General features: G+C 57.2%; 19 protein-coding genes. 7 read left to right on the forward strand and 12 right to left on the reverse strand.

Going from position 1 to position 15,079, the window contains the following annotated elements:
* Positions 1–10 precede the first annotated feature (10 nt).
* A complete protein-coding gene (gene xerD, locus DX909_RS08090) occupies positions 11–943 on the forward strand; it encodes a site-specific tyrosine recombinase XerD (protein ID WP_128544928.1) in 933 nt (310 codons plus the stop codon).
* A 7-nt stretch (positions 944–950) separates the two neighbouring features.
* Here xerD and DX909_RS08095 read toward each other — a convergent pair whose 3' ends face one another.
* The 3 genes from DX909_RS08095 to DX909_RS08105 are packed head-to-tail and all read right to left on the reverse strand — an operon-like array spanning position 951 to position 2,311.
* Positions 951–1,532 (reverse strand): class I SAM-dependent methyltransferase, encoded by a 582-nt coding sequence (locus tag DX909_RS08095; protein ID WP_128544639.1) that lies wholly within the window; start codon positions 1,530–1,532, stop codon positions 951–953.
* Between the two features lie 43 nt (positions 1,533–1,575).
* Complete coding sequence (locus DX909_RS08100; protein WP_128544640.1) at positions 1,576–1,806, reverse strand: hypothetical protein; 231 nt, start codon at positions 1,804–1,806, stop codon at positions 1,576–1,578.
* 4 nt (positions 1,807–1,810) lie between these two features.
* Positions 1,811–2,311, reverse strand: coding sequence for a SixA phosphatase family protein (locus tag DX909_RS08105; RefSeq protein ID WP_128544641.1), 501 nt, complete (start codon positions 2,309–2,311; stop codon positions 1,811–1,813).
* 159 nt (positions 2,312–2,470) lie between these two features.
* On the opposite strand from DX909_RS08105, the gene DX909_RS08110 reads away from it, so the two are divergent.
* Positions 2,471–4,066: a peptide chain release factor 3 gene (locus DX909_RS08110; protein ID WP_128544642.1), complete on the forward strand. Its 1,596-nt coding sequence runs from the start codon at positions 2,471–2,473 to the stop codon at positions 4,064–4,066.
* A 16-nt stretch (positions 4,067–4,082) separates the two neighbouring features.
* On the forward strand, positions 4,083–5,318 hold the full coding sequence (gene pepT, locus DX909_RS08115; RefSeq protein WP_128544643.1) for a peptidase T: 1,236 nt from the start codon (positions 4,083–4,085) through the stop codon (positions 5,316–5,318).
* On the opposite strand, the gene DX909_RS08120 is transcribed toward pepT, so the two are convergent.
* From DX909_RS08120 to DX909_RS08160, 9 genes are all read right to left on the reverse strand, one after another.
* Complete coding sequence (locus tag DX909_RS08120) at positions 5,315–6,109, reverse strand: SDR family NAD(P)-dependent oxidoreductase (protein ID WP_128544644.1); 795 nt, start codon at positions 6,107–6,109, stop codon at positions 5,315–5,317. The genes pepT and DX909_RS08120 overlap by 4 nt on opposite strands.
* Before the next feature lie 8 nt (positions 6,110–6,117).
* Positions 6,118–7,803, reverse strand: a complete 1,686-nt coding sequence (locus DX909_RS08125) for a D-alanine--D-alanine ligase family protein (protein WP_128544645.1) — start codon at positions 7,801–7,803, stop codon at positions 6,118–6,120.
* Between the two features lie 111 nt (positions 7,804–7,914).
* Positions 7,915–8,178 carry a NifU family protein gene (locus tag DX909_RS08130; protein ID WP_128544646.1) on the reverse strand — a complete coding sequence of 88 codons (264 nt, stop codon included), beginning with the start codon at positions 8,176–8,178 and terminating at the stop codon, positions 7,915–7,917.
* A 146-nt stretch (positions 8,179–8,324) separates the two neighbouring features.
* Complete coding sequence (locus DX909_RS08135; protein ID WP_128544647.1) at positions 8,325–9,434, reverse strand: Mrp/NBP35 family ATP-binding protein; 1,110 nt, start codon at positions 9,432–9,434, stop codon at positions 8,325–8,327.
* 26 nt (positions 9,435–9,460) lie between these two features.
* The gene (locus DX909_RS08140) at positions 9,461–10,489 is read right to left on the reverse strand and encodes a GSCFA domain-containing protein (protein WP_128544648.1); all 1,029 of its coding nucleotides are present in this window, start codon (positions 10,487–10,489) and stop codon (positions 9,461–9,463) included.
* An 82-nt stretch (positions 10,490–10,571) separates the two neighbouring features.
* The gene (rplI, locus tag DX909_RS08145) at positions 10,572–11,012 is read right to left on the reverse strand and encodes a 50S ribosomal protein L9 (RefSeq protein ID WP_128544649.1); all 441 of its coding nucleotides are present in this window, start codon (positions 11,010–11,012) and stop codon (positions 10,572–10,574) included.
* Between the two features lie 13 nt (positions 11,013–11,025).
* Positions 11,026–11,277 (reverse strand): 30S ribosomal protein S18, encoded by a 252-nt coding sequence (gene rpsR, locus DX909_RS08150; RefSeq protein WP_128544650.1) that lies wholly within the window; start codon positions 11,275–11,277, stop codon positions 11,026–11,028.
* Positions 11,278–11,279: 2 nt separating this feature from the next.
* Entirely contained in the window at positions 11,280–11,663 is a 384-nt protein-coding gene (gene rpsF / locus DX909_RS08155) for a 30S ribosomal protein S6 (RefSeq protein WP_128544651.1), read from the reverse strand.
* A gap of 140 nt (positions 11,664–11,803) precedes the next feature.
* On the reverse strand, positions 11,804–12,748 hold the full coding sequence (locus DX909_RS08160) for a cell division protein ZapB (RefSeq protein WP_128544652.1): 945 nt from the start codon (positions 12,746–12,748) through the stop codon (positions 11,804–11,806).
* A gap of 103 nt (positions 12,749–12,851) precedes the next feature.
* On the opposite strand from DX909_RS08160, the gene DX909_RS08165 reads away from it, so the two are divergent.
* From DX909_RS08165 to DX909_RS08180, 4 genes are read left to right on the forward strand one after another with little or no spacing between them, the layout of a single operon-like run.
* Positions 12,852–13,514 carry a YggS family pyridoxal phosphate-dependent enzyme gene (locus tag DX909_RS08165; RefSeq protein ID WP_128544653.1) on the forward strand — a complete coding sequence of 221 codons (663 nt, stop codon included), beginning with the start codon at positions 12,852–12,854 and terminating at the stop codon, positions 13,512–13,514.
* A 3-nt stretch (positions 13,515–13,517) separates the two neighbouring features.
* On the forward strand, positions 13,518–13,904 hold the full coding sequence (locus DX909_RS08170) for a DUF423 domain-containing protein (RefSeq protein ID WP_128544654.1): 387 nt from the start codon (positions 13,518–13,520) through the stop codon (positions 13,902–13,904).
* Between the two features lie 2 nt (positions 13,905–13,906).
* Positions 13,907–14,326, forward strand: a complete 420-nt coding sequence (locus DX909_RS08175) for a hypothetical protein (protein ID WP_128544655.1) — start codon at positions 13,907–13,909, stop codon at positions 14,324–14,326.
* A gap of 30 nt (positions 14,327–14,356) precedes the next feature.
* Complete coding sequence (locus DX909_RS08180) at positions 14,357–15,067, forward strand: hypothetical protein (RefSeq protein ID WP_128544656.1); 711 nt, start codon at positions 14,357–14,359, stop codon at positions 15,065–15,067.
* The last annotated feature ends 12 nt before the right edge of the window (positions 15,068–15,079 follow it).

A 15,079-nucleotide genomic window follows, 5' to 3' on the forward strand; every position in this document is an offset into this window, starting at 1 on the left:
CATCACCGGTATGTGGCAAAGTTACATCAACGCATTTAAAAACTACCTGAAACTCGAACGCTCGCTGGCCGAAAACTCCGTAGAAGCCTATTTACGGGATGTGGAAAAGCTGCGGGAATATCTGGACCTGAGCGGCCAGTCCACCCCGCCCGCCCAGGTCTCCGAAGATCAGTTGTTTCAGTATCTCGGTTATCTGACAGAAATGGGGCTTTCGGCTCAATCACAGGCCCGGATGCTCTCCGGACTCAAAGCCTTCTATAAATTTCTCCTGCTGGAAAACGGCCTTCAGCATGACCCGACCCAGCTGATCGAAGGGCCGAAACTGAGCCGCAAACTGCCCGACACGCTCAGCTACCCCGAAATCGAGGCCATTCTGAGCGCGGTCGACCTCTCCACCCCCGGCGGCACCCGCGACCGGGCCATGCTGGAAGTGCTCTACGGCTCGGGACTGCGCGTTTCCGAACTCCTCGACCTGCGGCTGACCAACTGTTATTTCGAAGTGGGATTTATCCGGGTCGTCGGGAAGGGGAATAAAATGCGGCTGGTGCCGATCGGAAAGGACGCCGTCAAATTCACCACCATCTACGTCGAACAGGTCCGCAGCCACCTGGAGGTTCAGAAGGACGCCGAAGACGTGATCTTCCTGAACCTGCGGGGAGGAACGCTGTCGCGGGTGTCGGTCTTCAAGACCATCAAAAAGCTGGCCCTGGAAGCCGGGGTCAAAAAAACCATCAGCCCGCACACCTTCCGGCATTCATTTGCCACGCACCTCATCGAAGGCGGGGCCGACCTGCGGGCGGTGCAGCAGATGCTGGGCCACGAGTCGATCACGACGACGGAAATTTACACTCACCTGGACCGCGACTATCTGAAACAGATCGTCACCGACTTTCATCCGCGTTCCGGGAAGGCCGCCTTCCCTAACCGGCGAACCGGGTCCTGAAGGCGATTTATTTCGGCAGGAGCACCTTGCAGACGCAGGTGGTTTTAGCCGTCACGGTAGTGGCTTCGTCGACCAGCGCAAAACCGTCTTTGATGCTGTTCCAGAGCTTGTCGCTGCGCTTGTGATTATTGATCGTCACGATCAGCAGGCCGCCGGGTTTCAGATACTGCGAAAACCGCTGCAGCGTTTTCAGCGGGTGTTTGCTGTAATAGATGACCTCGTTGAAGATAATCAGATCGAACGTACCGTCGGGTTCATAAGTGTCCATGTCGCCGACCCGGTAGGTGCATTTTTCATCGGCCTGAGCACGGGCGTTCTCGACGGCCACATCCGCAATGTCGAGGCCGACGAACCGCCCGTAATTCTGAGCCTGAAGGCGCTGCTGGAGCAGTCCTTCCCCGCAGCCCACTTCCATCACCTCCGGCTGACCGGGTTTCAGGTATTTGACATACCCGACGATGACGCTGAACCGGGCCAGTTCGTCGATGGCTTTCAGCCCATCCCAGAGACCCTTATCATACTGGTAATTCCAGCGGTCGCGGTTGATTCGCAGGACTTTGCGTTTAAAGAAAGACGTCAATGCGTTCATGGAGACGGGGTTAGGCGCTCAAAATAGAGATTTTCCGGCAAACTTACCGCCCGGTCGTGTCGGAAGCCCGTTCGTCGAACCGCAGCGTATCGGCCACATCCAGGGCAGTGGAGTCGATGGCCGTCCCGTCCGGTTCGACCGGCAGGGCCCGTTCGAGCTGCCGCCGTTTGTTCCAGGGGGCCGTGGTGCGCCGGGCCATATCGACGGCGAAGAAGACAATGACGGCAGTAAAAATCAGGGCGATGATAAAAAGGACTCGCCGGTTACGATTCATACGGTTAATCTTTCAGTTGTTTGGGAGACACGACGCTGACCAGCCGGCCGGTCCGCCCCGATACCTCCGCCCAGCGAAGGTCGTCAAATTCAATGGTTACGGTCGCTCCCTTGCTCAGTGAACCGACGTCGGCATGGGTCAGGAACTCGGCGAAATAGGAGATGTCGGGATTGTGCCCGAACAGCATGGCCGACTGCCAGTTCTCGTTCAGGCCGTTGATGGCGGCCATGTAGGCTTTCGGTCCGCCGTCGAACAGCTTTTCGTCCAGGAGGATCGTTTCGGGGTCGATTTTCAGCTGCTCCGCCACCACCTTGCCCGTGTCGCGGGCCCGGTTGGCCGTGCTGCTGATCAGACAATCCGGCTGGATACCCTGGGCGGCCAGATGCCGGCCCATTCTCGCGGCCGCCATGATCCCTTCCGGTACCAGATCGCGGTCGTGATCCCGCTGGAACATCGCCCGGTCCTCGGCCTTGGCGTGACGAACGAGATAAAGCGTTTTTTTCATTGGAGCGGTTAAGAAACGTGAATTTCCCAAAACTAATCATTCTGACAAAAACACTACCGACTTCCGGCCCGGAGTGTTTCATATTGACCCGATAACCCCTGAAATTTCGTATCTTTGCGCTTTGCTGCGGTTTACGGAAATCACGGCGTTTTGATAGATATGAGTACTGTACAGGAAATCAGCCGGCGCCGGACGTTCGCCATCATCAGCCACCCGGATGCCGGGAAAACCACACTGACCGAGAAACTACTGCTCTTCGGGGGGGCCATCCAGACCGCCGGAGCCGTCAAATCGAACAAGATCAAGAAGTCGGCCACATCCGACTTCATGGAGATCGAAAAGCAGCGGGGCATCTCCGTGGCGACCTCGGTCATGACCTTTGAATACAACGGTCTTAAAATCAATATCCTCGACACACCGGGTCACAAGGATTTCGCCGAAGACACCTACCGGACCCTGACGGCCGTGGACAGCGTCATTCTGGTGATCGACTGCGTCAAGGGCGTGGAGGAACAGACCGAACGTCTGATGGAAGTGTGCCGGATGCGCGACACGCCGGTGATCATCTTCATCAATAAACTCGACCGGGAGGGCCAGAGCCCCTTCGACCTGCTCGACGAACTTGAAAACAAGCTCAACATCCGGGTTCGTCCGCTGACCTGGCCCGTCAATATGGGGTCGGATTTTAAGGGCGTTTACAGCCTTTACGACCATACGATGAACTTCTTCCGGGTCAATAAAACGAGGGTGGAAGAGGATATTCTCGAAATCGACATCAATACGCCGGTTCTGGATCAGAAAGTCGGGGAGCGGGATGCGGCTCAGCTGCGCGAAGACGTCGAACTGATCGAGGGCGTCTATGACCCCTTCGACCGGCAGAGCTACCTGGGCGGCAAAGTGGCCCCGGTTTTCTTCGGATCGGCCGTCAACAACTTCGGCGTCAAGGAGTTGCTGGACACCTTCTGTGTCATCTCCCCCGAACCCATCGCCCGGCCGACCGACAAACGCGTCGTGACGCCGGAGGAGAAGCAGTTCAGCGGCTTCGTCTTCAAGATTCACGCCAACCTCGACCCGCGCCACCGCGACCGGGTCGCCTTCCTGCGCATCTGCTCGGGCAAGTTCGAGCGCAACAAGTTCTACCATCATACCCGGCTGGATAAGGACGTGCGTTTCGCCAGCCCGTTCAGCTTCATGGCCGACAGCAAAAGCGTGGTCGAGGAGGGCTTTCCCGGCGATGTGATCGGCCTTTACGACACCGGAACGTTCAAGATCGGCGACACGCTGACCGAGGGCGAAGACCTCCAGTATCAGGGCATTCCGAGCTTTTCGCCGGAAATCTTCAAGGAACTGATCAACACCGACCCGATGAAATCGAAGCAACTGGAAAAAGGCATCCAGCAGCTGACGGACGAGGGGGTTGCCCAGTTGTTCGCGATGCCGATCGGAAACCGCAAAATCGTCGGAACGGTGGGAGATCTTCAGTTCGATGTGATTCAATACCGCCTGGAACATGAATACGGGGCCAAATGCCGCTGGGTGTCGATGCCGATCGCCAGAGCCTGCTGGCTGACGTCCGACGACAAAAAGAAACTGGAAGAATTTATCCGGCTCAAAGGGCTGGCCATCGCCTACGATAAAGACGGCAACCCGGTTTTCCTGGCCGAGTCGGAGTGGATCCTGCGCATGAACATGCAGAACAATCCCGACATCCGGTTCCATTTTACCTCCGAATTCAAAACGGCCATCGAAGCCTGATCCGCCCCGGCAGTCTATGCAAACGGTAACCCAGCGGTTTGTCCGCTACGTCCAGATCGATACGCAGTCCGATCCGCACTCGACCGGCAATCCTTCCACCGAAAAACAGAAGGATCTGGGCCGGCTGCTGGTCGGGGAACTCCATGAAATCGGCATCACCGACGCCGAACTGGATGAATTCGGCTATGTCTACGCCACCATTCCGGCCACCAGCGCCAAGCCGAACGTGCCGGTGCTGTGCCTTTGCGCCCACATGGACACGTCGCCGGACGTCACGGGGGCCGGCGTCAAACCGCTGATTCACCACCAGTGGGACGGCTCCGACATCGTGCTGCCCGACGATCCGACCCAGGTCATCCGCCTGACCGAACATCCGGACCTGAACGACCAGATCGGTCATGACATCATCACCGCCAGCGGAACCACCCTGCTCGGGGCCGATAATAAGGCCGGGGTGGCCGAAATCATGGCGGCTGCCGAGTTTTTGGTCAAACATCCCGAAATTCCGCACGGCGTCATCCGAATTTTGTTTACGCCGGACGAGGAAGTGGGGCGGGGCACCGAAAAGGTGGATATGCAGCGGCTGGGAGCCGATTTCGGCTATACCATCGACGGCGAAATGCGGGGAACGCTGGAAGACGAGACGTTTTCGGCCGATGCCGTGAAGATCAGCATCCGGGGCGTCAGCACCCATCCGGGTTTCGGCAAAGGGAAACTGGAAAATGCCCTGAAGGTCGCCGGGGATTTGCTGGCCGCCCTGCCCAAAGATACTCTGTCGCCCGAAACGACGGAAGGATACGAAGGCTTCATCCACCCCACGCACCTGCACGGAACGCAGGATCAGGCCGAACTGGGCTTTATCATCCGGGATTTTTCGGTCGGTGGCCTTCAGGAAAAGGAAGCTTTCCTGAAGCAGCGGCTCGACGAGGTTCTAAGCCGGTATCCGCACTCTACCGCCACCTTTGAGGTGAAGGAGCAATACCGCAACATGAAAGAAGTGCTCGACCAGCACCCCGCCGTGGTCGAGAATGCCCTCGAAGCCCTGCGCCGGAGCGAACTGACACCCGAACGCCGGAGCATCAGGGGCGGCACGGACGGCTCACGGCTTTCGTTCATGGGCCTGCCCTGCCCTAACCTCTTCGCCGGTGAACACGCCTTTCACTCCCGTCTGGAATGGGTTTCCGTACAGGATATGGAAAAAGCCGTCGAAGTGATCGTAAACCTGGTTCAGGTCTGGGAGGAACGGAGTTAAATAATCGACTTCACCACACCCCCATCCACGCGGACAGCCGCTCCGTTCGTGGCGGAAGCCAGCGGGCTGGCCAGGTAGACGGCCAGATTGGCCACTTCCTGGGTGGTGGCAAACCGCTGGAGGATGGACGTCGGCCGGGCATATCGGAAGAAATCTCTCTCCACCTCCTCTACCGGCGCTTTCTGTAAATCAGCCATTCCCTGAATGAATTCGGCCGACCCTTCCGAGAAAGTCGGTCCGGGGAGGATCGTGTTGACCGTTACGGCGGTGCCCCGGGTCAGCTCGGCCATGCCGCGCGAAACAGCCAGCTGGGCGGTTTTCGTGGTTCCGTAATGGATCATTTCCGTCGGAATGAAGATGGCCGATTCGCTGGAAACGAACAGGATACGGCCCCAGTTTGCGGCCAGCATCTTCGGCAGGTAATGGCGGGAAAGCCGCACCCCGCTCATGACATTCACCTCGAAAAACCGGAACCAGGCTTCATCCGGGATATCCTCAAAACGCTGAGGCTCGAAAATCCCTACGTTGTTGACCAGAATATCCACTTCCGGAACTTCCTCCAGTAATCGCCTGATTTCCTCCCCCTTGCCGAAGTCGGCGGCAACCCCGCGCAATCGGGCGTCGGGCAATTCGGCAGAAATTTCCTGCACGGCGGCATCGATCCGCTCTTTGGTCCGGCCGTTCAGGACGACCTCCGCCCCTTCCCGGGCGAGCGTGCGGGCAATGGCCAGACCGATGCCGGCCGTCGAGCCGGTGACGAGGGCGGTCTTTCCGGTTAACTGTAAATCCATGGTGTTTTTCAGGAATAACGTTCGGTAATGTCGGCTGCCCGCTCCCGAGTTTCCGCGATCAGCGGATGTATCGGTTTTCCGACCATTTCCAGTACTTCGGTGATCGAATCCTTAAACAGCAGATTCAGGGGCAGAATCTGGCGTCCGGAGCCGTTTTCAAGCACCACGACGGGTTTAACCACCCCTTGGGCGGAAAGCTGCCCGTAACGGCTTTTTGCGGCCGCCCAGGCGTCCGCGGCTCCTTCGGCTTCGGCCCTCACTACGATTTCCTCCTGCGCCGGAGTCCGGCTTTTCCGGGCGGCCATGCGGGCATCCAGGTCGGCCAGCTGACGGCGCAGGGTTTCCGTATCCTTGCCGGTGCGGATCCGTTCCCGCAGCGACTGACGAATCAGGTAGGTGATGGCCTGGGTCACGTTCAGCCCAATCTCGGCCATCTGTTTGAAGATCAGCGAGGCAGGCGACATTCCGGGGATCGTATTCGGGTCGTGCAGCAGCACGCGGCCCGGCTCCCCGTCGCGGTCGGGCGTCAGAAAGCCGTCGATGCGGGCACAGACGTTCATTCCCAGCCGGCGGAACACCTCGGTCACGTTCAGTTGAATCTGCCGGTTATGTTCCAGGGAGGTTTCGACCGGAATCCGTTTGCGGGTCGTATTCGACTGGTATTTGGATTTGAAATCGAAACTGGTCACGTTATAAACTTCGGTTGGCGGAAGGGCCACGGCGTCGCCGTTTTCGTCCTGAATCACCCCGCAGGAGAACTCCTGACCGCTGATGAACTCCTCGAACAGGACCTCATCTTCTGCATGAACCGAAACGAGGAAAACCGGCGCGGCCGAGGCTTCGGCCAGCGTGTCCAGTTCCTGAACCAGGTCGGCCGGATGAGCGAGGAGATTCCCGGTCTGTTCATTCACGACCGGATAGCCGATGCCGGAATCCAGTTCCGTAATCTCCTGCGCAAATTCAATTTTTTGCTCCTCCGAATAGCTTTTCCAGACCTCCGGCCGGACCTGAAGCCGGAAAAAGCACTGGTCCACCGCCTGAATGAACGCGTCGAGGTGATTGTCACGAACGATCACGACGCCGATGGACGAGCCCTGGTGCGGAGCCTTCACGACGATGGGCAGCCCGAGCAGACTTTGGAGCGACCCGAACAGCACCGCCTTGTCGGCCTTGTCCCAGGCTTCGCGGCCGAGTACGGAGGTCTTTTTCTCCTGCCCGTTGACGAGGGCGATCAGCTCATTCTGAAGGATCTTGTTGATGCCGACTGCCGAACCCATCAGGCCAGGGCCGGAATACGGTATTTTGTACCACTCCAGCAGCCCCTGAATGGCGCCGTCCTCGCAGTCGGGGCCGTGCATCGCCAGAAAAACGAAATCAAAATGGGCTTTGAACTCTTCCGGTTTGATCCGTCGGCCGATCCGGGTGATCTGCCGCTCCAGTTCTTCGGCCGGAAGTCCGCCCAGCGACTCGATGTACACCCGGAATCGCGGGTCGGTCTGCTCCGGATAAAAATCCCGGATCGACTTTTCATTCAACAACTCCTCCCGAATCAGAATGAAATTTCCAAGTCCGTCGACGAACACCATGACCGGCTGAAACAGCGACTGATCGAGATGGGTCAGGGCGGTGCGGCCCCCGGCAAAAGAGACTTCCCGTTCGCGCGACGGGCCACCGAAGAAGATTCCTATTTTCACAAGTTTAACGGTTTCAAACCGGCCGCAAAGTAACAAAAAAGCCGCTCACCCGGTGGGCAAGCGGCCAAAACTCTTTCCTGTCTTCGTATAGAAAGCCTGCGAACGGTGATCTCAGAACGCAGGAGACAAATTAACGGCTTCCACCTTCACGATCTCGGGCACGGCTTTCAGAATGGCTTCTTCCAGCCCCGCCTTGAACGTCATGGCCGACATCGGACAAGTGCCGCAGGCACCCATCAGTTCCAGCCGGACGACTTTGTCGTCGGTCACTTCCAGAACCTTCACGTTGCCGCCGTCCGCTTCCAGATAAGGGCGGATCCCGTCCAGTGCCTTCTCGACTTTTTCAATCATCATATTGCTGTAGGTAGCTTCCATTCGAATATCAACCGGATTGGTACACGTCGCCGGTCCTGTGGCGCCGGACCGGTTGTAAAGATATAAAATTGTCCGAACTCAAACTACGCCGATTCGGAGATAAATCTGGATTTTAGCAATCCAGAAGGGCGATTCAGCGTCCCCGGTCAGGTTCTCAGAATCTCCACGGGCCGGGTTTTATCCTGCGTGGCGTTGCGGATGGCGATCTGCTGCGCCAGGGCTTCGGCCGCTGCCCGGAAGGCTTCGTAGGTCAACGGGTCGTTTTCGGTCACCACCGGTTTGCCCTCGTCGCCGGCTTCCCGGATGCTCTGCACCAGCGGAATCTGCCCCAGCAGCGGCACATCATATTTATCGGCCAGCTGCTGTCCTCCGCCTTTTCCAAACAGGTAATATTTGGAATCCGGCAGTTCGGCCGGGGTGAAATACGCCATGTTCTCGACGACGCCCAGGACCGGGACGTTGATCTGCGGCTGACGGAACATCGCCAGCCCCTTGGTGGCATCGGCAACGGCAACCTTCTGCGGGGTCGTCACGATGACGGCGCCCGTCACCGGAACGGTCTGGACGAGCGTCAGGTGAATATCGCTGGTTCCCGGAGGGAGGTCGATCAGCAGGTAGTCGAGTTCTTCCCAGTTCGTATCGGCAAAAAACTGCTTCAGCGCCTGGCTGGCCATCGGTCCGCGCCACACCACCGCACTGTCGGGGGGCGTCAGGAAACCGATCGACATGATTTTAATACCGTACTGCCGGATCGGCTGCAGCATATTCTTCCCGTTGATCTGAGTTACGGCCGGCTGAAGGTCTTCCGCGCCGAACATGACGGGCATCGACGGCCCGTAAATATCGGCGTCGATGATCCCCACCTTTGCACCGGATTTATGCAGGGCCACCGCGAGATTGGCCGTGACCGTCGACTTACCGACTCCGCCCTTGCCGGACGCAATCGCTATGATGTTCTTCACCCCCGGCAGCACCGGCGTGTTGGAACGGGTCGAAGTGACGTCCGCCGTCAGGTTGACGACGACCTGGATGTCGGGGCCGATGTGCGTATGGATAGCGTCGATGCAACGCTTTCGGATCAGTTCCTTCAGCGGGCAGGCCGGGGTGGTCAACACGACGGTAAAGCGAACCTGACCCACGCCCAGTTCGACGTCTTTCACCATGTTGAGCGAGACGAGGTCGCGTTTCAGATCCGGTTCCTCGACGTGCCGGAGGGCGTTCAGGACAGCCTGTTCAGTTAATCTATAGGTAGACATAGGGTACAAGTCGGTTTGATGAATGGTCAGGCGGCCTGGCTGGCATCCGGGTCGGCGGCATTCAGGGCCGTCAGCTGGCGCTGGATTTCCATGCGTTCCTGGGCGACGTCCACTTTCGCGGAAACGGTTTCGAGCCGTTTCAGCAGGTCTTCCAGGAACCGCCGGTGCGAAACCGATCCTTCGTGAAGCGGCCGGTGAGCCATTGCCCGGCGGATGTTCTGCCATTCGGGAATGAATCCGCGAAGTTCGTTATCAAACGCGCTTTCGGCAAATTTTTGAAAAATATAGTCTTCCGCCACGGCGTTCGGATGGATCAGGTCGGCATCGTAAAACCGGTAATCCCGAAGGTCATCCATCATGATCTCGTACGCCGGAAAATAATGCACATGGTCCTGCCAGACCGTCAGTTCGTGGCTCACGGTCCGCAGCAGCGATTTGCTGACCTGATTCAGGGGCAGCGAGTCTTTGGTATGCCGAACCGGGCTGACCGTCAGCAGAATCCGAAGATTCGGATTGAACCGTTTCAGTTTCCGGACCAGGCCGGTCATCGTATCCTGAATATGTTCGTAGGTATACAGGTATTTCTCAAACAGGAAGCCCGGCATCTTATGACAGTTGGCCACCACCTTCCCGGTTTCGATATGGCGGTAAACCATAGCCGTACCGAGCGTCAGCAGCAGCCAGTCGGCCTTCTGCAGGGCTTGGCCGGTATCCAGCAGCCGCTCCTGCAGCCGTTCGTGCAGTTCCTGCCGGCTTCGTCCCCACAGCGAGGAGTGGAAATCATAGTGAAACCAGAGTCCGTCGCGTTCCAGAAACAGGTCGGGATCTGGTTCGGCCGGGCGGCCGGAAGCGGCTTCGGCGACCGTCAGCAGCAGTTTTGAAATGGAAATCGGATTGAACAGCGTCCCGAACGGGTTGTTCAGAACCTCTACCTTGTTCTCGGACAGACGGCGCCCCATCCCCTCGGCAAAACAGGAGCCGACGGAGACAATGCGCGAATCGGTTTGGATCAGGGCCGGCAATTTTTCCGGCGTCAGTTCAGTACGAAAGTGCATACCTGAATAACAAAAAAGCGGTCCGGAAAACTCCGGACCGCCCTGATTTATTTTTCAGTTTAACCAATTAATCGTCAAGCGATTACTCGGCTACTACTTCAAACTTGATCGGGTGCTTCACTTCCTTGTGCAGGTCGAGTGTCGCGTTGTAGGTACCCAGTACTTTGACCTCGTCGATCGTGATTTTTTTCCGGTCGATTTCGAAGCCTTTTTCTTTCAGCGCGTCGGCGACCTGGGTGTTGGTTACCCGGCCGAAGATCTTACCGCTCTCACCGGCTTTGGCCGGGATGGTCAGCGTCATTTCTCCGATCGATTCGGCGATAGCCAGCGCGTCGTTTTTAATCTTCTCGACTTTGTGAGCGGCCTGACGGATGTTCTCGGCAACAATTTTTTTGTTGGATTCCGTTGCCATGACGGCGAAGCCCTGCGGAATCAGGTAGTTACGGCCGTAGCCCGGTTTTACGTCAACGACGTCGTTCTTGTAACCCAGGCCGGCGATATCGGTTTTGAGAATAATTTGCATGGTTGGGAATGACTTATTTCAATGAATCGCCTACGTAGGGCAGCAACGCCAGGTGGCGGGCCCGCTTCACCGCCTGACCAACTTTCCGCTGGTATTTCAGGCTTGTACCCGTAATCCGCCGGGGCAGAATCTTGCCCTGCTCGTTGAGCAGTTTCAGCAAGAAGTTGGGGTCTTTATAATCGATGTATTTGATACCGGACCGTTTGAAACGGCAGTATTTCTTCCGGTTTTCGTTTTTGCTGACGGGTTCGTTCTGCAGACTCATGATTAATTGGCCTCCTCTCCTGCTTTTTCGGTTTGCTGTTTACTTTTTCCAAGCTGGCCTTTCCGACGGCGCTCGTTGTAAGCAATCGCGTGCTTATCGAGAACGGTGGTAAGGTGACGCATGATGCGTTCGTCCCGGCGATACTCGACGTCGAGTGCTTCCGGTACCCGGGTTTCGGATTTGAATTCAAACAGGAAGTAGTACCCGGTATTCTTGTGCTGAATCGGATAGGCCAGTTTCCGCAGGCCCATGGCTTCTTCGTGAACAAGTTCCGCGCCGTTATCTACAAGCACTTTGCGAAACTTGTCGACAGTGTCCTTCATCTGGGATTCAGATAAAACGGGAGTTAAGATGAACACCGTCTCATAGTTCTTGGTGAACTGCATGACAATTGTGTTAAATGGATAATTGATTCAAAATGAGGTCGCAAAATTAACACTTTTTGCGCAATGAGAAAAATGAAACGGAGAAAAAATAAAGCAGCCGACCCCGGCTGCTTCCTCCTGTCGGTATATCAACCGGCTCTTTATTTCACCGTGAACTCGCCCTGCCCGATTTTAAACCCTTCGGAATACAGTTCGATGCTGTGCGTGCCCTCCTTGAAGGGCAGGCTCCCACGGCCGTAGATAAAGGAAACTTCCTGGCCGTCATTGGTATAAGTGATGGGTTGTTTGGCGGTATAGACCATCTCCTGCCCGTTGTAGATGAACTGCCCGGAACCGGTAGCCATGTCGGCAATGACCGCCCCGCTGGGGTCCAGAATCCGCATGAAAATCTCTTTCTCGTTCTGCTCGGTCAGCGGGTTGGTCGACAGCCGGAAGGTTACCTTCACCTTATCAATGCGCTTCGCCCGGTATTTACCGCCCTCGCTCTCCTTCCCGCGCCGGTTGATGGCGGTCACGTTCAGGTTCTCGGCCTTCAGGGCCGCGGCAATGGTGACTTTCTCGGTCAGTTCGCGGTTCTTTTCGGAATAGGTGCTGACGGTATCGGCCAGCGCCTGTCGTTCGTTCTTGAGCGTCGTATTTTCTTCGGTCAGGGTCTGGTTCTGCGAGGTCAGCACGCTGTTTTCCTCCTTGAGCTGCGCAATCTCCCGGTCTTTGGCGCTGAGCAGACTGACATAGTTCCGGATTTTGGCTTCGTATTTTCGGGCGTCGAAGGCGGCTACGTTGCGCAGATTTCGCTTGTCGGCCTCCAGTTGCTCCTTTACTTTCAGCAGGGAATCGACCCGCCCGCCCAGCGACTGGATTTCGGAAATTTTAGCGTCCAGCTGGGCGGAAATCGAGTCCAGCCGGACTTTGGTCGCCATCACCTCCTGGGTCTTATCGGCCAGAGCCGTCTGCTGGACGCGGTTGGTCTGACGTTCCTGGTAATAGAAGTAAAGAAGCAGCAGGTTCAGCGCAGCCAGAATCCCCAAAGCCACAAGCAGGTAATTCTTTCGGTTGTTCCTTCGGTCCTGATTATAAGACTCCATGGGTGGTGAGACAGTGGTTTATTATCGTTATTTGCCGTAAAGTAATAGTTTCCGTTCCGTTTTTCAATCGGTTCCAGTTTAATCTTGGAATATTTCAGAGAGCATGACCATTGCCGCCAGCATCCGCCAGATCGAATCCCGGCTTCAGGGCCGGGCCAAACTGATCGCCGTCACGAAAACCAAACCGGTCGACCTCCTGAAGCAGGCGTACGACGCCGGCTGCCGCCGTTTCGGGGAAAACAAGGTGCAGGAAATGACGGAAAAACAGCCGCAGCTTCCGGCCGACCTCGAATGGCACCTGATCGGCCACCTACAGACCAACAAGGTAAAACAAATCGCTTCCTTCGTCACCCTGATCCATTCGGTCGACAGCCTGCGCCTGTTGCAGGAAATCAATAAACAGGCCGCCAAAGCCGGACGCGTCATCGACTGCCTCCTGCAGATTCACATTGCGCAGGAAGAAACCAAATTCGGGCTCGACGCCACGGAAGCGGAATCACTGCTGAACGGCCCGGAACTGGAAGCCCTGGCGAACGTCCGGATCGTGGGCCTGATGGGCATGGCAACCAATACCGACGACGAGCCGCAGATCCGCAGGGAATTCAGAGGGCTGAAACAGCTTTTCGACCACCTGAGCGGTATTCGAAAACCGAATGTGCAGTTTTCGGAGCTTTCCATGGGAATGAGCGGAGATTATTTGTTGGCCGTCGAAGAAGGAAGTACGATGGTTCGCGTCGGAAGTGCGATATTTGGAGCGAGAAACTAAGCTATGTATAAATTCTTCATTCAGGCCGGGGCCGTGCTGGGCTTTCTGGGGGTGGCCCTGGGGGCCTTCGGCGCCCACGCCCTGCGGGCTTCGCTCGAAGCCGCCGGCCGTTTTGATACGTTTGAAACGGCCGTGAAATACCAGTTCTACCACGCGCTGGCGCTGGTGCTGATCGGCGTGCTGCTGCAGGCGCCGGCCACTCCGGCAGACGGCGCCCGGTTTTACTCCTGGGCCGGCTATGCGTATCTTTTCGGGGTCATCATCTTCAGCGGATCGCTCTACGCCATTTGTTTTACGGGAATTACCAAATTCGGTGCCGTGGCCCCCATCGGCGGCCTGCTGATGCTGGCCGGCTGGGCCCTGCTGCTAATCGGCTGTCTGAAAAGCTAAGGATGAGAACCATAAAAATCGCACTGTTCCTTTCCTCCCTCGCCGTCGGACTGCTCAGTCTGTCGGCGCTGAGGCCGTCCGAAACCGGGCCGGTGACCCACCCGGCGGGTCGGCGGGCATCCGTGGCCGATTCGGTCCGGCATGATCCCAATACCGGGCTGGTCGTCGATGAACGGCTGAATCTGGTCATCGCTCATTGCACGGCCTGCCATTCCAGCAAGCTGATCCTGCAAAACCGCTTCACCCGCGACGGCTGGAAACAGAAGATCCGCTGGATGCAGCAGACGCAGAAACTCTGGGATCTGGGCGAATCCGAACCGGCGGTGCTGGATTACCTGGTGACCCACTACGGCCCGGAGAAGAAGACGTTCGACGGACGGCGGAAGCCCCTGTCTTCCGTGAAATGGTATCAATTACAGTAAAATTCGGCGCACCGGTTCCTGCGGTAAACCATGAAAAAGAACGCGTACCAATACCTGTTTGCGGAAGATGCGCTCTTCCAGGTTCCGGAACCTGAGCCGGTGCACCGGGCCGTCGTTGCCGAAAAGTCACCGGAACCCGTGCCGGTGCTGATTCCCGAACCGGAAGAAATTCAGGAACGGCCCGTTGCGGAATTACTCCCCGAGCCGGACCTGCCGGAGGAACCGGTGGAACTGGTGCTGCTTGACGACCCGGAGCCCGAACCGGTGGCCCTCATCACGGAGCCGGTCGAAATGCCGCCGGTCGGAACGGGTTCCAATGAACCGGTATCGGTCACCCCGGAACCGGCCGCCCCGCCGACCGTTAAAACACCGCCCACCGAGCCCAAACAGAAAGTGCTGATTCTGATCGACGAAGAACTCCAGCCCAGCGAGCAGATTTTCCTCGATAAGGTGCTGAAGGCGATCCATCTCAGCCTGGAGGAAGTCGACCTGATGAACCTGGCGGGTTCCGGTCTGATGGACTTCCATGCGGTGTTCGAAAATAAGTCCATCCATCATTTCATCTCGTTCGGGGTGCCGTTCAAAACCGTCCACCTCGATATCCACCTGAACCGTTACGAACCTCTGCGGCTGTTCGGTATTACCTTCCTGCTGGCCGACCCGCTTTCTGCCCTCGAAGCCGATCAGAAGCTGAAACGGAAGTTATGGCTGGTCCTGCAAAAGCTGTTTTTGAATCCGTAAAACCCCGATTTT

The organism is Larkinella soli (assembly GCF_003703975.1).
GTDB classification, from domain to species: domain Bacteria; phylum Bacteroidota; class Bacteroidia; order Cytophagales; family Spirosomataceae; genus Larkinella; species Larkinella soli.